At 60.0% G+C, this 26129-nt stretch carries 22 protein-coding genes, 1 pseudogene and 1 riboswitch; of the genes and pseudogenes, 11 read left to right on the plus strand and 12 right to left on the minus strand.

Translation table 11 applies throughout. The features are described 5' to 3' along the window. Position 1: 1 nt before the first annotated feature. The 3 genes from bluB to BN1800_RS24365 form a co-directional block, all read right to left on the minus strand. Positions 2-688 (minus strand): 5,6-dimethylbenzimidazole synthase, encoded by a 687-nt coding sequence (gene bluB / locus BN1800_RS24355; protein WP_087001516.1) that lies wholly within the window; start codon positions 686-688, stop codon positions 2-4. Positions 689-765: 77 nt separating this feature from the next. Beyond that, positions 766-949: riboswitch (cobalamin riboswitch) on the minus strand. Between the two features lie 18 nt (positions 950-967). Next, positions 968-1798 (minus strand): TolB family protein, encoded by an 831-nt coding sequence (locus BN1800_RS24360; protein ID WP_087001517.1) that lies wholly within the window; start codon positions 1796-1798, stop codon positions 968-970. 21 nt (positions 1799-1819) lie between these two features. Further along, positions 1820-3499 (minus strand): NAD+ synthase, encoded by a 1680-nt coding sequence (locus tag BN1800_RS24365; RefSeq protein ID WP_027511831.1) that lies wholly within the window; start codon positions 3497-3499, stop codon positions 1820-1822. Between the two features lie 180 nt (positions 3500-3679). Here BN1800_RS24365 and BN1800_RS24370 point away from each other — a divergent pair, with 180 nt between their 5' ends. Both BN1800_RS24370 and BN1800_RS24375 read left to right on the plus strand, forming a co-directional pair. Continuing rightward, a complete protein-coding gene (locus BN1800_RS24370) occupies positions 3680-5605 on the plus strand; it encodes an LTA synthase family protein (RefSeq protein WP_244564619.1) in 1926 nt (641 codons plus the stop codon). A gap of 73 nt (positions 5606-5678) precedes the next feature. Beyond that, positions 5679-6212: a DUF1003 domain-containing protein gene (locus tag BN1800_RS24375; RefSeq protein WP_027511833.1), complete on the plus strand. Its 534-nt coding sequence runs from the start codon at positions 5679-5681 to the stop codon at positions 6210-6212. On the opposite strand, the gene BN1800_RS24380 is transcribed toward BN1800_RS24375, so the two are convergent. Continuing rightward, positions 6209-6604: a GFA family protein gene (locus BN1800_RS24380; protein WP_087001519.1), complete on the minus strand. Its 396-nt coding sequence runs from the start codon at positions 6602-6604 to the stop codon at positions 6209-6211. The two genes, BN1800_RS24375 and BN1800_RS24380, sit on opposite strands and share 4 nt — an antisense overlap. A gap of 107 nt (positions 6605-6711) precedes the next feature. Between BN1800_RS24380 and BN1800_RS24385 the strand changes: the two are divergent. Further along, positions 6712-6960 (plus strand): annotated as a pseudogene (locus tag BN1800_RS24385) (hypothetical protein); the annotation flags it as partial. Positions 6961-7007: 47 nt separating this feature from the next. On the opposite strand, the gene BN1800_RS24390 reads toward BN1800_RS24385, so the two are convergent. Then, positions 7008-8381 carry a class II 3-deoxy-7-phosphoheptulonate synthase gene (locus tag BN1800_RS24390; RefSeq protein WP_027511836.1) on the minus strand — a complete coding sequence of 458 codons (1374 nt, stop codon included), beginning with the start codon at positions 8379-8381 and terminating at the stop codon, positions 7008-7010. A 306-nt stretch (positions 8382-8687) separates the two neighbouring features. Between BN1800_RS24390 and BN1800_RS24395 the strand changes: the two genes are divergently transcribed. Further along, positions 8688-9974: a VWA domain-containing protein gene (locus BN1800_RS24395; RefSeq protein ID WP_087001570.1), complete on the plus strand. Its 1287-nt coding sequence runs from the start codon at positions 8688-8690 to the stop codon at positions 9972-9974. A gap of 9 nt (positions 9975-9983) precedes the next feature. Here the strand turns inward: BN1800_RS24395 and gor are convergent, their stop codons facing one another. From gor to rpiA, 3 genes are all read right to left on the minus strand, one after another. Further along, positions 9984-11369, minus strand: a complete 1386-nt coding sequence (gene gor / locus BN1800_RS24400; RefSeq protein WP_087001520.1) for a glutathione-disulfide reductase — start codon at positions 11367-11369, stop codon at positions 9984-9986. Between the two features lie 111 nt (positions 11370-11480). Further along, on the minus strand, positions 11481-12059 hold the full coding sequence (locus BN1800_RS24405; protein WP_087001521.1) for a DUF2059 domain-containing protein: 579 nt from the start codon (positions 12057-12059) through the stop codon (positions 11481-11483). A 17-nt stretch (positions 12060-12076) separates the two neighbouring features. Beyond that, entirely contained in the window at positions 12077-12775 is a 699-nt protein-coding gene (rpiA, locus tag BN1800_RS24410) for a ribose-5-phosphate isomerase RpiA (protein ID WP_087001522.1), read from the minus strand. Between the two features lie 143 nt (positions 12776-12918). On the opposite strand from rpiA, the gene BN1800_RS24415 reads away from it, so the two are divergent. After that, complete coding sequence (locus BN1800_RS24415) at positions 12919-13677, plus strand: HAD family hydrolase (RefSeq protein ID WP_087001571.1); 759 nt, start codon at positions 12919-12921, stop codon at positions 13675-13677. A 162-nt stretch (positions 13678-13839) separates the two neighbouring features. Here the strand turns inward: BN1800_RS24415 and BN1800_RS24420 are convergent, their stop codons facing one another. Further along, on the minus strand, positions 13840-14328 hold the full coding sequence (locus BN1800_RS24420) for a RidA family protein (protein ID WP_087001523.1): 489 nt from the start codon (positions 14326-14328) through the stop codon (positions 13840-13842). Positions 14329-14518: 190 nt separating this feature from the next. Here BN1800_RS24420 and BN1800_RS24425 point away from each other — a divergent pair, with 190 nt between their 5' ends. Next, positions 14519-15217, plus strand: a complete 699-nt coding sequence (locus BN1800_RS24425) for a TetR/AcrR family transcriptional regulator (protein WP_087001524.1) — start codon at positions 14519-14521, stop codon at positions 15215-15217. Positions 15218-15465: 248 nt separating this feature from the next. Here BN1800_RS24425 and BN1800_RS24430 read toward each other — a convergent pair whose 3' ends face one another. Then, positions 15466-17328, minus strand: a complete 1863-nt coding sequence (locus tag BN1800_RS24430; RefSeq protein WP_087001525.1) for a L,D-transpeptidase family protein — start codon at positions 17326-17328, stop codon at positions 15466-15468. Between the two features lie 412 nt (positions 17329-17740). On the opposite strand from BN1800_RS24430, the gene fumC reads away from it, so the two are divergent. The 4 genes from fumC to BN1800_RS24450 all read left to right on the plus strand — a co-directional run bounded on the left by fumC (position 17741) and on the right by BN1800_RS24450 (position 23975). Then, the gene (fumC, locus tag BN1800_RS24435; RefSeq protein ID WP_087001526.1) at positions 17741-19132 is read left to right on the plus strand and encodes a class II fumarate hydratase; all 1392 of its coding nucleotides are present in this window, start codon (positions 17741-17743) and stop codon (positions 19130-19132) included. Between the two features lie 555 nt (positions 19133-19687). Next, positions 19688-20740, plus strand: a complete 1053-nt coding sequence (locus BN1800_RS24440) for a porin (protein WP_027511846.1) — start codon at positions 19688-19690, stop codon at positions 20738-20740. Between the two features lie 162 nt (positions 20741-20902). Then, the gene (locus tag BN1800_RS24445) at positions 20903-22510 is read left to right on the plus strand and encodes a fumarate hydratase (RefSeq protein ID WP_027511847.1); all 1608 of its coding nucleotides are present in this window, start codon (positions 20903-20905) and stop codon (positions 22508-22510) included. Between the two features lie 397 nt (positions 22511-22907). Then, a complete protein-coding gene (locus BN1800_RS24450; RefSeq protein WP_027511848.1) occupies positions 22908-23975 on the plus strand; it encodes a GGDEF domain-containing protein in 1068 nt (355 codons plus the stop codon). A 24-nt stretch (positions 23976-23999) separates the two neighbouring features. On the opposite strand, the gene BN1800_RS24455 is transcribed toward BN1800_RS24450, so the two are convergent. Both BN1800_RS24455 and BN1800_RS24460 read right to left on the minus strand, forming a co-directional pair. Then, entirely contained in the window at positions 24000-24611 is a 612-nt protein-coding gene (locus tag BN1800_RS24455) for a pyridoxamine 5'-phosphate oxidase family protein (RefSeq protein ID WP_087001527.1), read from the minus strand. A gap of 51 nt (positions 24612-24662) precedes the next feature. Next, a complete protein-coding gene (locus tag BN1800_RS24460) occupies positions 24663-25616 on the minus strand; it encodes an alpha/beta hydrolase (protein WP_087001528.1) in 954 nt (317 codons plus the stop codon). Between the two features lie 45 nt (positions 25617-25661). Here BN1800_RS24460 and BN1800_RS24465 point away from each other — a divergent pair, with 45 nt between their 5' ends. Then, a complete protein-coding gene (locus BN1800_RS24465) occupies positions 25662-26129 on the plus strand; it encodes a MarR family winged helix-turn-helix transcriptional regulator (protein ID WP_027511851.1) in 468 nt (155 codons plus the stop codon).

The following is a 26129-nucleotide window of genomic DNA, read 5'->3' on the forward strand; positions in this document are numbered from 1 at the left end:
GTTACTGGCTTCCCCATCGGTCTGAGAAGACCAGTTCTTCGAGCGGCAAGCGGTGGCGCCAGCCTTTCACCGCCAGTTCCGGCGCGGTGTAAAGCTGATCGACATAGCCGACGCAAAGCCAGGCGACGATCTCGATCCGTTCCGGAATGCCAAGCAGATCGCGAATATCCGCATCATGGAAGATACTGACCCAGCCGACCCCGATACCTTCGGCCCGGGCGGCAAGCCACAGGTTCTGCACGGCGCAGACGGTCGAATAGACATCCATGCGCGGATTGTGGGTGCGGCCGATGACCACCGGCCCTGCCCTGTCCGGATCGCAGGTAACGCAGATGCTGAGCGGCGCCTTGCGGATGCCTTCGAGCTTGAGGCTGCGGTAGACATCCCGCCGCTCCCCTTCAAACATCTCGGCCGCTTCCTGATTGGCGCGCGAAAAAGCCTGCCACGCGGCCTGGCGTATCTCCGGATCGCGGATCACGACGAAAGTCCAGGGCTGCATGAAACCGACCGACGGTGCGGCATGCGCCGCCCCCAGCAGCCGCGAAACCAGATCATCAGGCAGAGGATCGGGCAGGAACTGGTCGCGCACGTCACGGCGCGTTTCGATGGCTCTGTACACTGCGGCCCGGTCGTGTTCGGAAAACTCGCCGGCCGGTACAAGGGCATGGGCGAAAGGATCAGGTTGCATCGTTAAATCCCCAACAATGCTTGAGCACCCGCGCCGCAGCGCAAGGAGCGTCAAAAACCTCGCCGCCGTCCGCGCGGTTCGGTCTATCTTGCCAGGCCGGTCTTCTGACTCGGCGTCACCCGCTTGCCACGGCCTTCCCGGCAGAAGCCAGTGGCCATTGTTGCGGCAAACGTCAGCCTCACAGCGTTGGGCACGTTCCGGTCTTTCACCGGATTCCCGATTCTCCTGCTTGATGCAGGCACCTGACGGCAATCTCTATGTCCTGAATTGCCGCTGCGTTCAAGCTGCCGGGAAATATCGCACATAGGCGAATTCGTCACCATCCGGTGACCAGCAAGGTACATTGATCGTGCCCTGCCCGCCGAAGAGCTCGAACAGCGTCGTCAGGTTGCCGCCGTCCATATCCATCAGCCGCAGCCGCACATCGAGATCGCGCGGATGATCGAAGACGTTCGGATCATAAGAAAGGAGCAGCACCTTGTCGTTCTTTGGCGAAGGATGCGCAAACCAGCTGCCGTAATTGTCATGCGTCACCTGCTCAAGACCCGTCCCATCCGGATGGATGCGCCAGATCTGCATGAGCCCGGTGCGGCTGGAGTTGAAGTAGATCCATTTCCCGTCAGCCGAATAGTCCGGCCCGTCGTTGCGCCCCTCGCCATGCGTCAGCCGCTTCTCGGGGCCGCCATCGACGGAAATTGTATAGATGTCGAATTCATCGTTGCGGATGCCACAATAGGCTAGCTCCTTCCCGTCCGGCGACCACCCGTGCCAATAGGAAGGCAAATTCTCGGTAATCAGCCGCAGCGTCCCGCCGGCCGCCGGCAGGATATAGATCGCCGACTTGCCGAATTCCGTCTTGTCGGAAATGACGATTTGCGCCCCGTCCGGCGAAATGCCGTGATCGTTGTTGCATGCGGTCGCAAAGTCCGTATCGACCTGCTCAAGCCCGCCGATGCCATCCGGCCGCAGCCGGTAAAGCAACCCGTCGCCGTTCAACAGCAGATATCCGCCGTCCGGCGCGAAGTTCGGCGCCTCGATCAGTTTCTCCGTCTGAAAGACAATCCGGCTTTCGCCGGTACGGATATTGTAGGTCTCGACCGAACTGCGCATTCATCCTCCCGGATTCTCTCGTTACCGGTCGCGGAACCGGTTGGTAATCGGATAGCGGCGATCGCGCCCGAAGTTCTTCTTGGTGATCTTCACGCCCGGCGCCGATTGGCGGCGCTTGTATTCGGCGAGATAGAGCAGATGCTCGACGCGATGGACGGTCGCCACGTCATGCCCCCGCGCGACGATCTCCTCGACCGCCATCTCCTTCTCGACGAGGCATTCGAGGATGTCGTCCAGCACCGGATAAGGCGGCAATGAATCCTGGTCCGTCTGGTCCGGACGAAGCTCGGCCGACGGCGCCTTGTCGATGATGTTCTGCGGGATCACAACGCCGGATGGTCCCAGCGCATCCGGTGGCACGTGGCTGTTGCGCCAGCGCGCCAGCGCATAGACCTGCATCTTGTAGAGGTCCTTGATTGGATTGAAGCCGCCGTTCATGTCGCCGTAGAGCGTCGCATAGCCGACCGACATTTCCGACTTATTGCCGGTCGTGACGACCATGGAGCCGAACTTGTTGGAAATCGCCATCAAGATCGTGCCGCGCGCCCGACTCTGCAGGTTCTCCTCGGTAATGCCGCTGTCGGTTCCTTCGAACAGCTGCGACAGCGCCGAGGTGAAGCCTTTCACCGGCTCCTCGATCGGCACGATATCGTAGCGGCATCCGAGCGCCTTGGCGCATTCGGCCGCATCCTTCAGCGAACCGGAAGACGTATATCGGTACGGCAGCATCACGGTTCGCACGCGTTCCTCGCCGAGCGCATCGACGGCGATTGCCGCGCAGATCGCCGAGTCGATGCCACCGGAGAGACCGAGGACGACATTCTTGAAGCCGCTCTTGTTCACATAGTCGCGGAAGCCAAGCACGCAGGCGCGATAGTCGGCCTCGTCGAGTTCGGGAATACGCGACATCGGGCCTTCGGCGCAGCGCCAGCCGTCTTCGCCGCGCTTCCAGGTCGTTACAGCCAGCGCCGTTTCGAACTGGCTCATCTGGAAGGCAAGCGTCCTGTCGCCATTGAAGGCGAAGCTGGCGCCATCGAAGACGAGTTCGTCCTGGCCGCCGAGCTGATTGGCGAAGATCAGCGGCAAGCCGGTTTCGATCACCTGCTTCAAGGCCACCTGATGGCGCACGTCGACCTTGCCGCGATAGTAAGGCGAGCCGTTCGGAACGAGCAGGATTTCGGCACCACTTTCGGCGAGCGTCTCGCAGACGCCGAGATCGTTCCAGATCTCCTCGCAGATCGGCACCCCAAGACGCACGCCGCGGAAATTCACCGGCCCCGGCATCGATCCTTCGGAAAAGACGCGCTTCTCGTCAAACTCGCCGTAGTTCGGCAGGTCGATCTTGTCGCGCAGCACCAGGATCTTGCCGCCGTCAAGAACCGCGACGGAATTATGCCGCCCCGTCTTTCCCTGCCGCGGGAAGCCGACGATCACGCCGGGTCCGCCGTCCGCGGTATCGGCGGCGAGGTCCTCGACCGCTTTGAGGCAGGCCCTCAGGAACGCCGGTTTCAGCACGAGGTCTTCCGGCGGATAGCCGGAAATGAAGAGCTCCGTCAGAAGCAGCAGATGCGCGCCCTGGCGGGCCGCATCGGTGCGTGCCTCGCGGGCTTTTGCAAGGTTTCCGGCGACATCGCCGACGGTCGGGTTCAACTGGGCAACGGCAATCCGGAGCGTATTCAAAGGAGCGTTTTCCTGTGTCATGTCATCCATTTAGCGCGTGCGGCCCGCCGCTTCAATTGCCCGCGCCATGAAAAGCCGCGGGGTCTGCCGGCCGAAAAATTCAAACCACAGGGAAAAGCCGAGAAACCGGGAGGGTTCATCTAGCGTTCATGACAGGCGTGTGAAACTTCAGTGAAATTTTTATGACATCGGAGCATGCCGTTGATCGCGTTGATAATGAAGTCCGCACCGGCCAGAAAAGCAGCACTACTTTCCGCCGGTTCCGGGTCGAGCATACAGTCCCCGGCAGCGCGCGCGGCAATCGGCATTCTAATTTCGTTTTCTCTCGCTTTACTCAGCGTTGGCGCCGTCGAGTGGATTGCGCGCGGTACGCTTGCCGATGTCGGCGAGTTTCTCACATCGACGGTTAGGCCCGGCATGACGACGGTCACCATGCTCACGATCGTGATGCTGACCCTCGATGCCGCATTTGGACGGCGCTACCAGACGGCGTTCATCCTGATACCGCTTTTTCTGATCCCGGCCTTTGTCTCCAATCAGAAGCAGCGCTTTCTCTCCGACCCCTTCTATCCGTCCGACGTGCTCTATACCCGTCAGATCATGGAACTGCTGCCGGTCATGGTGCGCGACAGGCCGTGGACGGCCGCGGCTCTCCTTGTCGGCATCGTAGTTTTCGCCATAGGCATCGTTTTCGCCTGGCGTTATGCCTGGCAGAACTTCCCGAAGCTCTCCCGCCAGGCGCGTCTGCGCCACCTCTGCCTCGGGCTTCCGGTGATTGCGGCCTTCGCCTCGCTGATGGACTATTCGCAATATTCCTACATCCGCGACCGGCTGCAGGTGGTGCCGATGATGTGGGACCAGAAGGAGAACTACCGCAGCAACGGCTTCATACTGGCCTTCCTCTTCAATATTCCGATGGCCGATGTCGCGGCACCCGCTGGTCTCAACGCCGATGCACTCGACGCGATCCCCTCGCGCAACTACGGCTATCTGACAGGCCCGGAGGAAAAGCCGGACATCATCATGCTGATGAGCGAGTCCTTTTGGGATCCGACACGGCTCAAGAACCTCTCCTTCAGCGCCGATCCCATGCCGAATGTCCGCGCCGCGCAGTCCGGCCACGTCTTCTCGCCGGAATTCGGCGGCATGACCGCCAATGTCGAATTTGAGGCGCTGACCGGCTTCTCGAACGCCTTCCTGCCTTACGGCAGCATTCCTTACCAGCAATATGTCCGCAGCAACGTGCCTTCGCTTGCCACCTTCTTCCGCGGCGAAGGCTATACCGCCCGCGCCCTGCACCCCTTCAGCGGCTGGTTCTGGAACCGCAATCAGGTCTACAAGGATTTCGGTTTCGAAGAGTTCCGGACCGAAGAAACGATGCCGCCGATGGAAAAGCGCGGCATCTTCGCCTCCGACGACTCCCTAATGAAGGAGATCATGCGCGAGGGCGACGGTCTCGATAATCCGTTTTTTTTCTTCGCCGTCACCTTGCAGGGACATGGGCCTTACGAGCCCTACCGCTATGCCAGGAATACGATCGGCATCCGCGGCAACCTCCCGGAAGCCGACCGCGCGACGCTTGCGACCTATACGCAGGGCATAAAGGAGGCCGACGACAGCCTGAAGAGGCTGATGGACTGGGCCTCGAAGCGCGAGCGCGAAACGATCATCGTCCTTTGGGGCGACCATCTGCCGCCGCTCGGCAACGTCTACATGAGCACAGGCTACATGCCGGACCAGGTCGCAACCCGCAGGGCACCGCTCGATGTGATGAAGCGCGAGCACGAAACGCCGCTTGTCATCTGGTCGAACAAGAAAGGCGTGAAGCAGAATGTCGGCACGATCAGCCCGTCGCTGATCTCCTACAATCTCCTCAAGTTCGCCGGTTTCGAGCATCCCTTCTACACCGGCTTCCTCGGCCGCGTGCAGAAGAAATACGACATCATCGACCGCTACCAGCTGGCAACGCGCGACAACAAGGCGACGGCGGACTGGGCGCGCGACCGGAAAAAGCTCGATCCTCTTGTGCGCGACTACGGCTACCTGCAGCACGATATCATGTTCGGCAAGGCACGCACTCTGGAGCGATTCTTCCCGCAGCACGACCTGCTCGGCAAAGGGTCCTAAGACATTAACCCGCATTGCAATTGGCGTTGGCGCGGAATATTGGCTCCGAAGCGGTCACCTATCGGAGCCAATCATGCATAGTATCTCGAACTTCGTTCATCTGCATTTCGACAAGCCGGCCGAGGAACTTGGCGACATTGAAAAGCGCGTCCTCAGGAGGACGCACGAACGCAAGGTCATCTCGACTGATGTTAACGCCGCCTTCTCTGCGAAGGCATCTTTCGGGGAGCGCGTCGCTGACGGCATCGCAAGGGTTGGTGGCTCCTGGTCCTTCATCATCACTTTCCTCGTTTTTCTTGTAGTTTGGGCGGCGGTTAACACGATCGTCCTCGCGACGGGCGCCTTCGACCCCTACCCCTTCGTCTTCCTGAACCTGATTCTCTCCATGCTCGCCGCCATCCAGGCGCCAATCATCATGATGTCGCAGAACCGGCAGGCAGAGCGCGACCGCTTCGAAGCAGCCAAGGATTACGAAGTGAATCTCAAGGCCGAACTCGAGGTTCTATCGCTGCACCAGAAAATCGACATGCACGTCGTGACCGAGCTCGCTGCACTGCGCGAGGAGGTCGGTCGCCTGAACGCTTCGCTGGCAGCGAAAGGGGCTTAAACGCCCTTGGCGTATTGCGGTGCGCCGTCCTTGATCTCATAGAAATCGCCCTTGTCGGCGCAGTAGATGTGGTAGCCGAAGGAAAGCCCGCTCGGTTGATCGAAAGCGCCAGCCATGATGGACACTCCCGGCGATCCCTTTCGCTGCCAGAAGAGCGCCGAGCCGCAATTTGCACAGAAGCCGCGTTCGGCGGCCTCACTTGACTGGTACCACCGGACCGAATTCTCGCCTTCGATCGTCAGGCCGTCCAGGGAGACATCCGAAGACGCAAAATAGAGCCCTGTCTGCCGCCGGCACTGCGAACAATGACAGCCGACCACCGGACCCGGCTTGCTCGTGCTTCGAAACCTCACCGCTCCGCAAGCGCAGCCGCCCCTATATTCCTTCGTCATGCGATCTCCGTCCTTAATTCACGGAGAAATTGGAGGCTGTCCGAGGCTGCGTCAAATCCAATTCGTTGAACCAGAGCGTCAGGAATTTTGACCCGGAAGGCTCATTCGCCAGTATCGGCGTGGATGTGGTGCCGGGCGTGGCCGAAATCGCTCTCGGCGACATCGACCCCTCGGCCATGGCGAATTTCGGCAGCAACGCCGCCGTACAGTCTGCGATCGCCGACACACGTTCCTGCGTAACCGCTCCGATCGATGAGCTGCTCTATAACACGCTGCCCATGCTCGGCATCAAGATCGGCGAGGCGGACGTCCGCTTCCCCGATGCCCGCTGCCAGCGGTCCGTGCTCGCCCAATAAAAAAGCCCGGCGCTTGGCCGGGCTTCCAATTCAGCGTTCCGCGCATGTCAGGCGTTGACGGCCATCCGCTTCTCGTCGCGGCCGCCCTTCATGCGTTCGGCGAGCAGGAAGGCAAGCTCGAGCGCTTGGTCGGCATTGAGGCGCGGATCACAATGCGTGTGATAGCGATCCTGCAGATCCTCGGCGGAAACGGCGCGGGCGCCGCCCGTGCATTCCGTCACGTCTTTGCCGGTCATCTCGATATGGATGCCGCCCGGATGCGTGCCTTCGGCGCGGTGGATCTGGAAGAAGCTTTCGACTTCCGACAGGATGCGCTCGAAGGGCCGCGTCTTGTAATTGTTGAGCGTGATCGTGTTGCCGTGCATCGGATCGCAGGACCAGACGACCTTGCGGCCTTCGCGCTCGACCGCACGGATGAGGCGCGGCAGATGGTCGGCAACCTTTTCGTGGCCGAAACGGCAGATCAGCGTCAGGCGGCCGGCTTCGTTTGCCGGGTTCAGGATGTCGATCAGGTTCATGAGATCGTCAGCCTGGAGCGACGGGCCGCATTTCAGGCCGATCGGGTTCTTGATGCCGCGGCAGTATTCGACATGCGCATGATCGGCCTGGCGCGTGCGGTCGCCAATCCAGATCATATGGCCCGACGTCGCGTACCAGTCGCCGGAGGTGGAGTCGACGCGCGTCAGCGCTTCTTCATAGCCAAGCAGCAGCGCCTCATGGCTGGTGAAGAAATCCGTCTCGCGCAGGCTCGGATGGTTCTCGGAGGTGATGCCGATCGCCTTCATGAAGTCCATGGTTTCGCTGATGCGGTCGGCAAGCTTGCGGTAGCGCTCGCCCTGCGGGCTGTCCTTGACGAAGCCGAGCATCCACTGGTGCACGTTCTCGAGATTGGCGTAACCACCCATCGCAAAGGCGCGCAGCAGGTTCAGCGTCGCAGCCGACTGACGGTAGGCCATGGCTTGGCGTTCCGGATTCGGAATTCGCGCTTCCTCGGTGAACTCGATGCCGTTGACGATGTCGCCGCGGTAGCTCGCCAGCGAGACGCCGTTCTGCGTTTCGATACCCGACGAGCGCGGCTTGGCGAACTGGCCGGCAATACGGCCGACCTTGACCACCGGCAGTTGCGCGCCGAACGTCAACACGACGGCCATCTGCAGGAAGGCGCGGAAGAAGTCGCGGATCGTGTCTGCGCCATGCTCGGCGAAGCTCTCGGCGCAGTCCCCACCCTGCAGCAGGAAACCGTTGCCTTCGGAGACATTGGCGAGATGCTTCTTCAGACGGCGGGCCTCACCCGCAAAGACGAGTGGCGGATAGGTGGCGAGCTGGGCTTCCGTTGCCGCCAAAGCGGCGAGGTCCGGATAATCCGGGACCTGCTGGATCGGCTTTTGCCTCCAACTATTCGGGGTCCAAGTCTCTGCCATTCTACTCACCTTTGTCTCGCCGGGATCGCTGCCCGGCGCCTGTCGTCCACAATAACGGCGGCTTATAAACCTTTAGCATACGCTTGCCTAGCGCCGTTCGACACGTTCTGAACGGGTCGCGGAGCCTGCCGCGCTCATAAGGGAAGCCCTTGTCGCACCTTCAATCCCGCCCTCCGATTTACATTAAATATACCATGAAAATTGGGGGGTAATTTAGCAATTTGTGTCAAACCCGATTTTGAAACTGCCCGCCATGAAGAGCGCGCTTTGCCTTCGCCGATGATCGGCCCGATCCTGGGGAATGGTATGAAGAAGCTGGCGCGCCGCCTTGCGGCCGATCGTTCGGGAAATTTTGGAATCATGACCGCATTGCTGGCCGTGCCGCTCCTCGGCTCCGCCGGCATGGCGATCGACTTCGCCCACGCGCTCAGCCTCAGGACGCAGCTTTATGCGGCAGCGGACGCAGCGGCCGTGGGTTCGGTCTCGGAAAAATCGGATGCTGTGACTGCGGCCATGGCGATGACGGGCGACGGCAGCATATCGCTCGGCAAGAGCGATGCGCAAAAGCTCTTTTTCGCCCAGATGTCCGGAGAGCTTTCGGGCATCCCCGTCGACCTCGACATCGACGTCGCGAAGACCGCCAACAAACTGACGTCAACGGTAGCTTTTAGCGCCACTGTGCCGACTGCCTTCATGCAACTCCTCGGCAAGAGCAGCATTGCGATTTCAGGCACGGCGACCGCGGAATATCAGACCGCTTCGTTCATGGATTTCTACATCCTGCTCGACAACACGCCCTCCATGGGCGTCGGGGCCACCGCAAGCGACGTTTCCAGGCTTGAGACCAAGACTGGTGGCTGCGCTTTCGCCTGTCATCAGATGGATAAGTCGCCGAACAACTACACGATTGCGAAAGCCAACGGCATTAGCATGCGTATCGACGTAGTTCGCAAGGCCACGCAGGCATTAACCGACACCGCCAAAAGTGAGAGCCTTGGCAGCGATAGGTTCCGCATGGGCGTCTATACCTTTGGTGCGAAAGCTGAAGACCCAAAGCTCACGACGATATCGGAGCCGATCAACAATTTCGAGAAGGTGAAAGAATATACCAATGCCGTCGATCTGATGACCATTCCGAAGCAGAATTACAACAGTGATCAGTTGACGAGCTTCGACAATGCCCTGACGCAGATGGAGAACATCATCGACCCTGCCGGCAACGGCACGTCGAATACCGACCGGCAACAGATTCTCTTCTTTGTCTCCGATGGCGTCGGTGACAGCTACAAACCCTCGACCTGCACGAAAGAGACAACCGGGGGGCGTTGCCAGGAGCCGATCGATACATCCTTCTGCAAGCCGCTGAAGGATCGCGGCGTCAAGATCGCCGTGCTCTACACCACCTATTTGCCACTGCCGAGCAACGACTGGTACAAAAGGTGGATCAGACCGTTCCAAAGTCAAATTCCGACGAAAATGGCGGCATGCGCCACGCCCGGCCTCTATTTCGAGGTGACGCCGACCGAGGGCATTGCCGAGGCCATGAAAGCGCTCTTCCTGAAGGTCATCCGCATACCGCGTCTCACAAGCTGACGGCAGGCGCTAAACGCGCTTCCCATCGCGAATGCGATAGCTCGGCACATACATGGTGACGAGTTCTTCCGCCGCCGTCGGGTGCACGGCCATGGTGCGGTCGAAATCTTCCTTGGTGCATCCGGCTTTCAGCGTGATGCCGAGGATCTGCGCCATCTCGCCTGCGTCGTGTCCGAGGATATGAGCGCCGACGACTTTGCGGCTTTCGGCATCGACGATCAGCTTCATAAGCATCTTTTCAGCCCGACCGGAAAGCGTCGCCTTGAGCGGCCGGAACTGCGCGCGATAGACTTCGAGCTCCCTGTAGCGTTTCGCCGCCTCCTCTTCCGAAAGGCCGACCGTGCCGATCTCGGGTTGGGAAAAGACAGCCGTTGCGATCATCTCGTGATCCGGCTTCGTCGGATTGTTCTTGTATTCCGTCTCGATGAAGCACATCGCTTCGTGGATAGCGACCGGTGTCAGCTGTACCCTGTCGGTGACATCGCCGAGCGCATAGATGTTTTCGGCGCTCGTCCGAGAATATTCGTCGACCATGATCGCACCGCGCTCGTTCGTCTTCACGCCGGCCGCCTCAAACCCGAGGCCTTCGGTATTCGGATCGCGCCCGAGCGCCAGCAGTACGACCCCGGCATTTAGCGTACCGTTGTTCAACGTCTCGATGACAAGCCCGTCTGCGCCCTTCGACACCATTTCCAGCGTGTCGTGGCAGAGGATACGGATGCCCTTGGCGACCATCGCCTCATGCAGGCCGCGGCGCAGATCCTGGTCGAAGCGCGAGAGGATTTCGGCACCGCGATAGACCAGCGTCGTCTCGACGCCCAGTCCATGAAAGATATTGGCGAATTCCACGGCGATATAGCCGCCGCCCGCAATCACGATCGCCTTCGGGAGCTCTTCGAGATGGAAGGCCTCGTTGGAAGAAATGCAAAGCTCGTGCCCTGGTAGCGCCGCATGCGGGTTCGGCCGGCCGCCGGTCGCAATCACGATCGTCTTCGCCGTGACAATCTTCCCGGTCTTCACCAGCCGGATCGTGTGCGCATCGACAAGTTCGGCGCGCGTCTCGAGAATTTCCGCATTGGCGCCGGAAAGCCCCTTCTTGTAGAGCCCCTCCAACCGCGCGATTTCGGCGTCCTTGGCGGCGATCAGCTTCTTCCAGTCGAAAGCGCTTTCCCCAACCGTCCAGCCAAACCCGGCAGCATCCTCGAAATGTTCGTGATACTGCGACGCATAGACGAACAGCTTCTTCGGCACGCAGCCGCGGATGACGCAGGTGCCGCCGTAGCGGTATTCCTCGGCGATCGCCACCTTCTTGCCGAGTGACGCGGCAACGCGCGCGCTTCTGACGCCCCCCGAGCCGCCGCCAATGACGAAGAGGTCGTAATCATAGGAAGACATGGACGGATGCTCCGGTAGGAATCGGCGGGAATGGTTCGATGGATATAGTATCTGTGCCTGCAAAAACAAAAGCCCGGACGATGCCGGGCTCTTGCAATTATGTCGGCCGTATCAGGGCTTTGCAGCCGGAGCCGGCGTATTGGCAGGCGGCTGTTCGCCCGCGGGCGCGCTTTGCGGTGCCGGCTCGACCTTGATGACTTTGCTGAGCTCGGTGCTGGCGTTCTTCTGGAGATCGCGGGCGATGCCCTGCGCCCAGATATCGGCCGCCCTGTTCGTCTCGCGCGATGCGATGGGGCCGTCCGTCAGAAGCTTCTTGCCGACAGGCGAGCTGTAGAAGTCGGCGATGGCCTTCAGCTCTTCAAGCGTGAAAGCCTTCGCATAGTTCGTTGCCGCTTCCTTCTCGAGATCGGCGCGGCGCGGTGCAAGCGCAAGCGCCTGCGCGTCGACGGTGGCGCTGATCACGTCCTCGTAGTTCGGCGAATCCTGGATGAGGCCGGCCTTCAGGCGTTCGGCGAGGCCCGGCAAGATGTTGTCGAACTGCGCCGTTGCGCCGATCGCGGCCACGGCTGCGCGCGCGGCCTTCATCTGCTCGTCGGAAATTTCCTGCGCCTGCGCAGCCGAGCCGAAAGCGATGCCGGAGAGAATAACCGTCGCGGCGGCAAAACGGCCAAGACCTGCAAATTTCTTCATGAGTTTCAATGCTCCTGTTATCTGTTCGCCTGCAGCGTGCGCGCACCCGCTGGACCGGCGATGATCGCAAGTGACGCCATATTGAGAAAAAGCCCGTGCTCGACGACGCCGGGTATCGAATTCAGCTCGCCCGAAAGCGCCTCTGCATCAGGAATGCGGCCAAAAGATGCGTCGATGATGTAGTGGCCGCCGTCCGTCGTAAACTCTCCGTCACCGGATTGGCGCAGCGTCAGGCTGCCCGTAAGGCCGAGCTTTGTGGCCTTCCTTTCGATCGCGATGCGCGTGGATACGAGGCCGAAGGGATTGACTTCGATCGGCAGCGGAAAGCGGCCGAGCGTCTCGACCAGCTTCGTTTCGTCGGCAATCACGATCACGCGGTCCGAAGCCGCCGCGACGATCTTTTCGCGCAGCAATGCCCCGCCGCCGCCCTTGACCAGGCGCAGCGCCGCATCGACCTCGTCGGCGCCGTCGACCGTCAGGTCGAGTTCGGGAAGTTCGTCGAGCGATTTCAGCGGCACGCCGAGCTCGACGCAAAGCCGCGCCGTGCGCTCCGACGTCGGAACTCCCTCGACCTTGAGGCCGCCCGCAACCTTCTCAGCAAGCAGGCGGACGAATTCCTCCGCCGTACTTCCCGTCCCGATCCCGAGGCGCATTCCGCTCTCGACATGGGCGAGTGCCGCCTCGGCAGCCTTGATCTTCATTTCGCGGGCGTCCATGCGCCGCCTTCTCCCATTGTTTCGTTGGATGTGCTGTTTACACGGCTCGTATGGCAAACGAAAGCCAAAATAATAGCAGGAAACCGAAATGCGAAAGCATCGCGCTGCGGCGTTGCGGCCATAGTCTTGGCGTTGCTTTTTCAATGCCCATCACCTACTGCGGGCAGACCGAATTTCATGAAGAGGCGATTTCCTTGACCCCTGCTCTTGTCGTATTCGATCTCGACGGCACACTGCTCGATACCCATGCCGATCTCGTCGAAAGCCTGAATTTCACGATCGCCGCGCTCGATCTCGCGCCCGTCACCTATGCCGATCTGACCCACCTCGTCGGACACGGCGCCAAAGTGATGATCGAGCGCGCCTGCAAACTGCGCGGTCATCCGCTGTCTGAGATCGAACTGCCGCCGCTACTGGAACGCTTCATCGCCCATTATACCGACACGATGCCCGGTCAGACGCAGCCCTATCCCGGCCTGGTTGCCGCAATGGATACCCTAAAAATCAAGGGGTATAAGCTCGCCGTCTGCACCAACAAGCTGGAATCGCTTGCGCTGACGCTTCTGCGAAAACTCCGCCTCACCAGTTACTTCGACGCCATCACCGGCGGCGACACCTTCGCCGTCCGCAAGCCCGATGCGCAGCACCTGACCGGCACGATCGAACGCGCCGGCGGAACGCCGGCGCGCAGCATCATGATCGGCGACAGCCTCAACGACATCGCCGTCGCGAGAAACGCCAACGTCCCCTCGATCGCCGTCCCCTTCGGTTATTCCGACGTGCCTGTCGAAACGCTGGGGCCGGACCGGATCATCCTGCATTACGACGAACTGACGCCCGACCTCGTCGAAACGGTCATCCGCGATTATGCGCGGTCGAACGCGGTGGCCGTTTCTCGCTGAAGCGACGGACCACTCCAAAGTCACTGCCACCAGCGCGCCGATCGTTAGAGGCAGCTTGGCGTCACGAGCGAACATTGTTGCATGTTTGCCCGGCGGCGTTCCCTCATGTACGCCCATCGGAACCCGTTATCGCAGTTGGCAATCGCGCCTGATCGGTCGTCGCTAGTCCAGCACGACGACTGCTTCGACCTCGAACAGCATGCCGTCGAGCGCCAGTCTGGGCACGGGGATCAATGTCTGTGCCGGCAGCGCCTCGCCGAACGTTTCCTTGACGTGCTTGGTCAGCACCCCGAGCTTGGATTGGTCATGGTCTACCACCAAGACCGTGAGCTTGACGACCTGATTCGGTTTCGCACCGACCCCCTCAAGCGCGGTGCGCAGGTTCGCATATGCCTGTTCCACTTGGACCGCGAAATCGGGCGACAGCGTCCCGGTGCTGTCTTCTCCGCCTTGGCCAGCAATGTAGGCAATCCGATTTCCGCCGGAAGCGATCACGGCGTGACTGTAGCCGTTCGGGGCCGGATTATAGAGGCCTTTCGGATTGACGATGGTCAGCTTGAGATCATTCTCATTCGCTGTCGCCGCAGTTTGAACTCCCATGGTCATTATGATTAGCCCTCCGGTAAGCAGATGCTTGATTGCGCGTGACATGATTTTCTCTTAGCTCTGCGGACTGCCCTCGCGGCCGGCAGGATTGAACTTTAACCCATCGCCTATATGATTGACTCGTACGGCGTACGAATTCAATCGCATCGTACGCCGTACGAGTCAATCGGGCAGGATCGACGTTCGCCGCATTGCCGGCTCAAATCGACGTTCTGATCAGCAGGGAAGACGACGAATGGCAGCCAAAGGTAGCGGCGCGCAGAGTAAACAGTCTCAGCGGATAGGCGTGTCAATCCCGCCCGTGCAGGAACTGGGCAGCGAACAGCCTCTGTCTCTGGAACGTATCGTGGCGACTGCGGTAGAACTGCTGGACGCTCAGGGAGTCGACGGATTGAAGATGCGCCGGCTGGCCGATCGCCTCGGCTCTGGCGTGATGAGCCTATATTGGCATGTCGCCAACAAGGAGGAGGTCTTTGATCTGGCGCTCGACTCGGTTCTCGAATATCGCGGTCCGCCGCAAATCGTTGAGTCTCCAAGCTGGCGCGGGGACGTCGTTCATATGCTCGAAGACTGGCGTGCCAGCATGCTGCGCCATCCTTGGTCGGCATCGCTGTTGCCGTGCCGGGCGCTCGGCCCGAACATCCTCAGTCGCCTGGAACTGCTGAGCAAGACCTTGTCCAGGGCCGGTGTAGCGGACGCAGATTTGAACGTCGCGATATGGTCGCTCTGGAACTATGTGATGGGTGCCACCATCACCCGGGCGAGCTTCGACCTCTCGGACGACGACAGGGCCGCCGCGCAGCAGCGCCTTACACGTCTCAGCGAACACTACCCGACAATCGAACGCTCTCGTCTGCTGTTGGATAACGATTGGGACGGCGCTTTCCGGAAAGGCCTCGACTTCCTGCTTGATGGCCTCGCTCCGAGGCAATGAATATTCGTCATTCCCTGGACGGGACGGTGCTGGTTTACCTCGACATCGCGCGCCGGTGCCGTGGGTATCGGGGTTACTGCCGGCACACCGCTCCCGTCACGCCTGACCCCAATACGCTACGACAATGTCGCGTTGGGCGGCAAATAAGCCGCCGCTCGCGGCCATAACGCCGAACTTTCGAACGTTCAAACCAAAAAGAAAAAGCGGCCTCAAAAAGCCGCCCTCTCCTCATTCCGGAACGAAGCCGCTCAGATCTGAGCGTCGCGTGCCTTCGTCGTCGCCTCGAATGCCTTCTCGACGTAGGCATCGCGGCCGTAGACATCATCGAAATACTCGACGGCGCCGTCCTTGTTCGGCCAGGCGGTGAAGTAGGACACGTAGACCGGCACCTTCTGTGGCACGGAGACGGCCTTGTTCTGGCCTGCGGCGATCTGCTTCGCCACATCAGCCACGCTCGTGTTGAGCACGGCGGCAGCCATCGCGCGCGGATCGGCAAGACGCACGCAGCCATGGCTCAGCGCCCGCATGTCGCGCTTGAAGAAACTCTTCGAAGGCGTGTCATGCATGTAGATCGCATGGCTGTTCGGGAACAAGATCTTCAGTTCGCCTAGCGCATTGTCGCCACTCGGCGGCTGGCGCACGGAGACATTGGAGGTCGAGCCGTACCAGTCGACGCTGGAAGACGGAACCGCGTGGCCGTTGATCGCGACTTCATAGCCGAGGCGGTCGAGATAGTCCGGATCGGCGCGCAGCTTCGGCAGCATCTCGTTGATGATGATCGACTGCGGAACGCCCCAGAACGGATTGAACTCGACGGTCTCGATCTCGTCCTGGAAAAAATAGGTCTGGTTGGACTTCTGGCCGACCACGACGCGCATAGACAACTGTTCCTTGTTGTCGTTGTGGTAATAGACCATGAAGGCCGGCTGGTTGATGAAGACGTAACGCGAGCCGAGATCTTCCGGCAGCCAGCGCGCCTGCTCCATGGCGACGATGAGCTTCTTAATCTTCGAAGTGTTGCTGTCGCCGCCGGTCATGATACGAACGGTCGCTTGGCCGATCACGCCGTCTGGCTTCAGGTTATGTTCCTTCTGGAAATCCTCGACCAGCGAAACCAGCTCCGGCGAATAATCGAAACCACCGCTGTAAGCCGCCAATGTCGCCGCGTGCTCTGCCTTCAGCGCTTCCGAGCCGTTCCTGCCGATCGCCTTGACGATATTGGCGACTTCCGGCGAACTGTCGCCCGGCCGCAGTAGCCGATCGAGCGAGATGGCGATCGGCCCTTCGCCCGCCGTCTCGGCCTTGAGCTTGGCGAGTTCGGCCTTGAGCGCTGCGAACTGCGGGCCGTCCGGCGTGCGGCTGGTCAGATAGGCGCCGATATCGGGGCTCATGCGCGACAGCTTCAGAACCGGATCGAGGTTGACTTGCTTGCGTCTAAAATCGTGGTAGCCCGAAATCCTATTCGGATCGATGCGTCCACGCACCGTGTCTTGAACATAAGCGAGCACCTTCGCGGAAAGCTGCAGCTCGAATTGCGCAAGCGCGCGGTCGCGGCCAGCCGGATCCGGATTGGCCGGATCGACAACCGGCAGGTCGACGGCGTAGTCGGCCGGATCCAGGCCGACCGAATCGACGCTAGCGAGGAAGGTCATCGCCGCCTTGGCGCGATCGTTGATCTCGGTGCCCGCCAACCAGACGAAGGGGTTCTTTGAGCCGCCGTAATAGGCTTCGAGCGTCTTTGCGACATTTACGTCTGCGCGAACCTTCGCTTCGGCGAGGAACCGGCGTTCGACGCCCGCCGGCGCCATGACCGTTTCACCGGATGCAGACGCGATCGCCCCCGTCACCGTCGGCTCGGTAAACTTGGCGATATCGACGAAGCGCATCGCATCCGGCTTGTAGGTGTAGTAGCGCGGACCGCTGACCTTCGGCAGCGGCATGGCCGGCATCTCGCCGAACTGGCCCGGATTGACCGGATTGATGATCGGGGTCCGCCCGCGGTCGCCGCGAATCATGTCCATCAGCGTATAGGCGTGTGCCGGCGTGGCCATCGCCGCAAATCCGCAGGAAAGTGCCAGTGCGGAGACCGCACCCTTGAAAAACGATGTCATGCTTTTTCCAGTCCCAGTATCACGCTGTCCTTGGTATGGGCCAAGCCCAACCATTTCAAAATTCATATAGTCTGGCTTTCCCGGTCCATTGGCAGAAACCGGCTCCGAACGCCAGAAGCACCGGCACAACTTGTGTGACGCCGTCAAAGCGTGCCGCCGGCAAGCAGTTCACACAAAATTATGAAATTATTAGTTAATTTTTTACCGAATTTCGCGCGGTCGCCACAGTGGTCAAACGCGCCCTCGAGGCATAAAGTTTCAAGCGTGTCCCAAAAACCACGAAGAACACCCCTAAAACATGAATACTGCTTTCATATTTCGTCTCCGTCCCGGTTTTCTTGGAAGGCGTTCGGACCTATAAGACCGGCCTGAAACGAACGCGCTCCGGCGCATGCGACAGGAAGGCATGGCTATGACCTCGACCCGTACCGAAACAGACACCTTTGGCCCGATCGACGTGGCGAGCGACCGATACTGGGGCGCCCAGGCGCAGCGTTCACTTGGCAACTTCAAGATCGGTTGGGAAAAGCAGCCGCTGTCGATCGTGCGCGCCCTGGGAATCGTCAAGCAGGCGGCGGCGCGGGTGAACATGGAACTCGACCAGCTCGATAGGGCAATCGGCAAGGCGATCGTCGACGCCGCTCAAGAAGTCATCGACGGCAAGCTCAACGACCATTTCCCGCTTGTCGTCTGGCAGACGGGTTCGGGCACCCAGTCGAACATGAATGCCAACGAAGTGATCTCCAACCGGGCGATCGAAATGCTCGGCGGCGTCATGGGCTCCAAGAAGCCGGTGCACCCGAACGATCACGTCAACATGAGCCAGTCATCGAACGATACCTACCCGACTGCAATGCACATCGCCTGCGCCGAGCAAATCGACCGTCACTTGCTGCCGGCCCTCAGGCACCTGCATGCTGCCCTCGACATGAAGGTCGTCGAGTTCAACCACATCATCAAGATCGGCCGTACGCATACCCAGGATGCGACGCCGCTGACGCTCGGCCAGGAATTCTCCGGCTATGCAGCCCAGGTCGGTTCAGCCATCAAGCGCATCGAGATGACGCTTCCCGGCCTTTGCGAGCTGGCGCAGGGCGGCACTGCCGTCGGCACCGGGCTGAATGCGCCGGCCGGCTTTGCAGAAAAGGTGGCCGGAGAGATTGCGAAGATTACCGATATGCCGTTCGTCACCGCGCCGAACAAGTTCGAGGCGCTCGCCTCGCACGACAGTATGGTTTTCAGCCACGGCGCGATCAATGCCGCGGCAGCCGCCCTCTTCAAGATCGCCAACGACATCCGCCTGCTTGGTTCCGGTCCGCGCGCAGGCCTCGGCGAATTGTCGCTGCCGGAAAACGAACCCGGCTCGTCGATCATGCCCGGAAAGGTCAACCCGACGCAATGCGAGGCGCTGACGCAGGTCTGCGCCCACGTCTTCGGCAATCACGCCGCCCTTACCTTCGCCGGCAGCCAGGGCCATTTCGAGCTCAATGTCTACAACCCGATGATGGCCTACAACTTCCTGCAGTCCGTCCAGCTTCTCGGCGATGCCGCCATCTCCTTCACCGACAACTGCGTCGTCGGCATCGAAGCCCGCGAAGACAATATCAAGGCCGGGCTGGAACGCTCGCTCATGCTCGTCACCGCGCTTGCCCCGACGATCGGCTACGACAACGCCGCCAAGATCGCCAAGACGGCCCACAAGAACGGCACGACCTTGAAGGAAGAAGCGCTTGCAAGCGGGCTCGTCACCTCCGAACAGTACGACGAGATCGTCCGCCCTGAACAGATGATCGGCCCGAAGTAACGGACGCAATCTCTTCACGCTGCGAAATCGATACGGCAGGCAAGAACGGCCGGACTATTCCCTGATACCGACAACACGAAAAAAAGGCTCGCAGAGGTCAGTCGCGAGCCTTTTGCCTTTTGATCGGCTGACATGGGCCTGGGATTGCCCGCGCGAAGCCTTAGCCGGCCGACATGACGAACATATAAATCAAAACTCAGCTCGACATTGGACTCGCAAAATATTTTTCGCGCTCTTGGTACTATTTATCAATTAAATCATCATCATATTCTTAATAATATATCCCTAATTCGCAATCTATACTTTATCACAACTTTATCAAAAGTTGCATTTGCGACAGCAGTATGACGTTTTCATCAATAATATTGTGCTTTTTCAGCAACATTAGAACTTAAGTTCTTCATGTAATTTAGTTTTTATTTTGCCGTGTTTTTCGCCCTGTACGCACGCCTCCGAAATCGGGGGCATACGCCGGTTTCATAAACAAGGGGCCTGGGAGAGGGAATGCCGCTGGCAAATCCCAGCCCCTCTCGAAACTCGCATTGGAGGTTATCCATGAACATCAAGAGCCTTCTTCTTGGCTCCGCTGCTGCTCTCGCAGCAGTTTCCGGCGCCCAGGCTGCCGACGCCATCGTCGCTGCCGAGCCGGAGCCGGTTGAATACGTTCGCGTCTGCGACGCTTACGGCACCGGCTACTTCTACATCCCGGGCACGGAAACCTGCCTCAAGATCCAGGGTTACATCCGCTTCCAGGTTGACTGGTCTGCTGGCGATATTGCTGACCAGACTTACGGTGGTGAAGACTGGTCCGCTCGTACCCGCGGTCAGGTAGCCTTTACGGCCAAGAGCGACACCGAATATGGTCCGCTCACCGGCGTTATCGTCTATCAGGCGAACTTCCGTCCGAACGGCCCTGCTAATCTTAGCGATAGCGTCCAGAATTCCACGGTCATCGATCAAGCTTACATCGACATCGCTGGCTTCCGCGTCGGTAAGTTCGTCAACTGGTGGGATGCCGACTTCTCCGGTGAAACTGAATCCATCAACAACAACACCAACTTCAACTCCATCCGTTACCAGTACGACTCCGGCGACTTCTATGCTGGTCTCGCTGTCGAAGAACTGACGAGCTTTATCGAACACGGTGGCAACAACATCGGTATCGACGGTGCTATCGGTGGCAAGTTCGGCGCCATCAAGGCAGAGCTTCTCGCTGCGTACGATGTCGATGCGGAAGCAGTCGCTCTCCGCGCCGTCGTGTACGCTGATATCGGTCCGGGCACTTTCGGCCTCGCAGGTCTTTATGCCGACAAGCCAAACAACTACTACAAGAACGGCGAGTGGGCCATCGCTGCTCAGTATGCTGTCAAGGCGACCGACAAGTTCACCATCACACCTGCTGTCCAGTACACGGACAGCATTGATGTCAACGCAGATGGCGACTTCGATGGTGGTAACGAATGGCGTGCTGGCGTCACGCTCGACTACAAGATCGTCGAGAACCTGTCGACGAAGCTGACCGTCAACTACATCAGCCAGGACCACGATAACGGCGATGAAGATGAAGACGGCGTAAAGGGCTTCTTCCGCCTGCAGCGTTCGTTCTAATCGCTTCTGACCTAATCGGATCGAGGCCCGTCCGGTCATGCCGGGCGGGCTTTTTGTCGCGCAGGCGCGGCCTCATGATCGCTGCCGATTGCATTTGCCGCTCGCCGGATTTAGATCGGTTCCAAACTGCGCGCCGCCCAATTCTCAAGAAAGGTCACTTCGATGGCTGACGATCTCTTCCCGCTCGGCAAGGACACCACCCCCTACCGCAAGATCAGCAGCGACCATGTCTCTGTCGACAGCTTCAAGGGCCAGGAGATATTGACCGTCGAGCCCGAAGGCATGCGCTTGCTCGCCGAAACCGCCTTTGCCGATATCAACCACCTGCTGCGGCCCGGTCATCTGAAGCAGCTCGCCGCGATCCTCGATGATCCGGAAGCAACCGACAACGACCGTTTTGTCGCCTACGACCTCCTGAAAAACGCCAATATCGCTGCCGGCGGCATCCTTCCCATGTGCCAGGACACCGGCACGGCGATCATCATGGGCAAGAAGGGCCGCCGGGTGTGGACCGAAGGCGGCGATTACGCAGCACTCGCAAAGGGCGTGATGGACGCTTACGAGAAGAAGAACCTGCGCTATTCACAGCTCGCGCCTCTCAACATGTTTGAGGAGAAGAACACCAAAAACAACCTGCCCGCCCAGATCGACATCTACGAGGAAGGCACCGATTCCTATGACTTCCTCTTCGTCGCGAAGGGCGGTGGCTCCGCCAACAAGACCTTCCTCTATCAGGGAACGCCCTCGCTTCTGACGCATGACCGGATGATCGACTTCCTCAAGGAGAAGATCCTGACGCTGGGGACGGCAGCCTGTCCCCCCTATCATCTGGCGATCGTCATCGGCGGCACCTCGGCCGAGATGAACCTCAAGACCGTCAAGCTCGCCTCGACGCGCTACCTTGACGGCCTGCCGGCAGAAGGCTCCGAAAGCGGCCACGCCTTCCGCGATATCGAGATGGAAAAAGAAATCCACAAGCTGACGCAGCAGATGGGCGTCGGCGCCCAGTTCGGCGGCAAGTATTTCTGTCATGACGTGCGCGTCATCCGCCTGCCCCGCCATGGCGCATCGCTGCCGATCGGCCTCGGCGTCTCCTGTTCCGCCGACCGTCAGGCCAGGGGCAGGATCACCCGCGACGGCATTTTCGTCGAACAGCTGGAAACCGATCCGTCCAGGTACATGCCGGAGATCGATGAGACGAAGCTGTCGGAATCGATGGTCCGCATCGACCTCAACCAGCCGATGGCAAATATCCTCGCCGAACTCGGCAAGCATCCGGTGAAGACCCGCCTGTCGCTGACGGGAACGATCGTCGTCGCCCGCGACCTCGCCCATGCCAAAATCCGCGAACGCCTGGAAAAAGGCGAAGGCATGCCGGACTACATGAAAAATCACCCGGTCTACTATGCCGGCCCGGCAAAGACGCCCGCCGGCTACGCCTCGGGCTCCTTCGGCCCGACAACCGCCGGGCGCATGGACAGTTATGTCGACCAGTTCCAGTCCTTCGGCGGCTCGATGGTGATGCTTGCCAAGGGCAATCGTTCCCGCGTCGTGCGCGAAGCCTGCAAGGCGCATGGCGGCTTCTATCTCGGCTCGATCGGCGGTCCGGCCGCCCGCTTGGCGCAGGATTGCATCAGACAAGTCGACGTCCTGGAATATCCGGAACTCGGCATGGAAGCCGTCTGGAAGATCGAGGTCGTGGATTTCCCGGCTTTCATCGTCATCGACGACAAGGGCAACGACTTCTTCCAGGAACTCAATCTCGGCTGAGCGGCTTGGCGGACTCGTGCTGGAATGCCCCTCACCCTAACCCTTTCCCCGTAAACGGGGCGAGGGAACTTGCCCTGCGGCGCTTCAGAAAGAACCTGAAACGGCGCATCGTTTACAAAAGAGACGCTTTCGACGCCGAGTGTCAACAAATCGAAGACACGAAGAGTGAACATTCGTCATAACTTCCCGCAAAATTTGTGGGTGTCTTCAGCGGCAAAATGCGTAAATTGTGAAGAAGATTCAGATTCGTGTTGATTTTCAACTCTCTAGTATTTCCTTGCCATACAATCACAATATTCACATCTAATCTTTAGTATATATCGCTTTAATCCTTTCCCAACGAATTTAAGCTAATCAATAGATGAGTGCTTCGAAATCTCATTGAGGAGTGATCCGAATGACTGCGGCTGCAGCGCCAAAGGCGCAGATTCCCGACGTGGCAGGTCAGATCACCTATGCCATGCGCTCGATGGGGGTCGCGCCAATCCCGCGCAACTACGAGCTCTTCTATGAGGCTTATATCGGCTCCAACCCCGCCCTGACGCGCGATCTCGCCGCGCTTGGCAACCAGGCGACCCAGGAAGAACTCGACGCGCTCGGCGCGCAGCACTTCACCCATTCGCCCGCCCGCGTTTTTGACGATGCCCACACGCGCCTCGCCGCCGAGCTCGAAGGGCTCCTGCGCGTGCTGCGCCAGGAGCAGACCTCGCTCGAAAGCTACAACAAGCTGCTTGGCGAAACCTGCAAGCGCATCAATTCCAAGAGCGCGGCCAGCGTCGAACTCATCGAAAACGCCATCACACTTCTGACCGAGGCGACTGGCGATACGATGGCGCATGGCGAAAGGACCGTCGAGAACGTCGCCCAGCGCTCGCAGGAGATGGACCGGGTCCGTAAGGAGCTCGATGAATACAAGCGCATCGCCAATACCGACTCGCTGACGCGCCTTTCCAACCGCCGCGCCTTCGACGATCGCCTTGCCGCCGTCTTCGACAATCCGGCACTGAAGCCCATCACCGCGCTGGTGCTTGCCGACATCGACAATTTCAAGAAGATCAACGACACCTACGGTCATCCGGTCGGTGACAAGATCCTCGCGACCGTCGCCTCCGTTATCCGCGCCAATGTCCGCCGCGATATCTTCGTCGCCCGAACCGGCGGTGAGGAATTCGCGCTGATCGTCGACGGCAATACGCCGGAGGAAGTCATGAGCATGGCGGAGCGAATCCGCCGCACGCTCGAGGCGACCCCATTCAAGAATTCGCGCACCCGCGTGAACTACGGCCCCGTGACTGTCTCCATGGGTGTCTGCATGGCATCGAACGCCGACGATCCGGGCGAGCTTTACTACAAGAGCGACGTCGCCCTTTACGGCGCGAAGAATGCCGGGCGCAACTGCTGCATCCTCTATCAGGATGGTATGCAGAAAGATTTCACCAAGAGCTGGCTGATCTACAAGTCGTAAGCGTCGCCATTCGGTGACGCAGCCTCACCACATCGTCTTTGCCGCACGTCCAGCCCATTCCCGGTCGTAGGTCTCGTGATCGAAATCCTCGGTCGCCGCCTTGAGCATGAGCCCGGGCGTCGGCAGCGCCGCCGGACCGACGAAATTCTCCGGTTTCCAAAGCTGCGCGCGCATCAGTGCCCGGGCGCACTGGAAATAAACCTCGTCGATGGTGATCACCACCACGGTGCGTGGATGCTTGCCGTCCATCTCGAAGCTTTCGAGCAGCGCCTCATCGTTCGACACAACGCCGCGGCCGTTGATGCGCATCGTCGTGTTCGAACCCGGCACCAGAAACATCAGGGCAAGACGCGGATCGCGCACGATGTTCGTAAGCGAATCGACGCGATTGTTGCCGCGCCAGTCGGGCAGATGCAGCGTCTTTTCGTCGATCACCCGCACCACGCCGCCAATGTCGCCGCGCGGCGAGCAGTCGAGCCCTTCCGGCCCGACAGTCGCCAGCGCCATGAAGGGCGAGGCTTCGATCATCTGGCGGTAGATAGGCGTCAGCACCTTGGTCACCTTGGCAATGGACGCCTGCGTCAGGCCTCCCGCATAGATCTCGTCGAGTTCCTCAACCGTCCCGATGATTTTCATGATCGTCCTGCCGCCTTGTCAACGACCGGCCACTAGCCGCCCAAGATGACGCTACAATGACGCCCGCTTCCCCGGAAGCTCAAAAAGCGGAATGATCTCAGCATCTTTTTTGATGGAATCGTCCGCAAGGAAACGCTGGACCTCCGAAAGCACCGGTTCAGCGCTGACAATCCGCCGGTGGCCAAAGCCATTGGCCCAGAAGAGCCGCACCCTCCCGCCCGAGGCGGCGTAGCGCCGCGCGTGGTTGGCGCTGACTTCCTTGTCGTCTTCTGCGTGGATCACCAGCATCGGCCGCGCCATTGTTGCAGCCGCCTTCCCCGCGTCGAAATCCTCCAGTTTCCGGCCTGTCAGCCGATACACCTTATCCTCGAGCGCCGCCTGTGCTGTCCTTCCGAGCCCGACCATTCTGCCGAAGCCGGTAAACAGCCATTTCATCTCGCTCGGCGAGCCGATCGTGACGATCTTTCCGGCCGAAAATGCGTCGACCTCAGGGAGCATGCCGGCTGCCGCGACCATCAGCGCCGCGCCGCCGAAGGAATGGCCGACAGCCGCGTCGAAGGCCCCAAACCGTGCCTCGGCTGCGGCAATCGTCTTGACGGCAAGCCCCATATGCAGGAAGCGTCCGCCTGCCCGTCCGTGGCCCGGAAAATCGACGCCGATCACCTCGGCGCCGCTTGCGGCGAGCGCGGCGATCAGATCGGTCATGTATTCCATGCTCGATCCCCAGCCATGCGTCACAAGGTAACGCTGGCGCCTTCCGATGGCGCCGCCGTTGATCCGGTAGGCATGCGCCCGCCGCCCTCCCGCGAGGCGAAGCTCGATCCGTTCCGCCGATTGCAGGAAAGCCCGGCCAGCCGAATGCGCCGCCCTTGCCTTTGCACCTTTTGGCTTCGCGGACGGCGTCAGGCAGAACAGCCGGAATGCCGCCTTGCCCGCAAGACGCGGCGAAACCGACTGCAGCAGCGAAAATCCGAGGCGGGTGACCTTCAGTGCAAAGTTTGGCATAGTGGGAATCCAATAATGTTCAACACTGAACAATAAAGTACAACGATGAACAAAAATCAATCCCTTCCCTGGGATCATCCGCGTTTTCGAAGCTGGGTCGCCGTCGCCCGTGCCTGCCAGCTGATGCAGCAGTCCCTCGGGCGCTCGCTGGCAGAACTCGACATCAAGACCCCGCATCTCGACATCATGATCAATCTCTACCGTTTCGAAGGAATCTCGCAGCAGGAACTCGCCCGCAAGCTCCTCGTCGGTCGATCGAACATGAGCATGCTGCTGCCGCAGATGGAAAAACGCGGCCTGATCGAGCGCCGCGGCGACGACAAGGACAAGCGCGTGCTGCGGCTCTACCTGACACCCGAAGGCCGTAGCGTCACAGAACGCGCTATGGTCATCCAGACCGACCTGATCGAGCGGGTGCTTTCCCCCGAACCGATCGAACAGTGCATGGCCATGGCAAACGCGATGGAACGCATCATCGGTGTGCTGCAGCAGGATCTGCACGACGAGGATTGA

Origin of the sequence: Rhizobium sullae (assembly GCF_900169785.1) — a bacterium.
GTDB lineage: Bacteria > Pseudomonadota > Alphaproteobacteria > Rhizobiales > Rhizobiaceae > Rhizobium > Rhizobium sullae.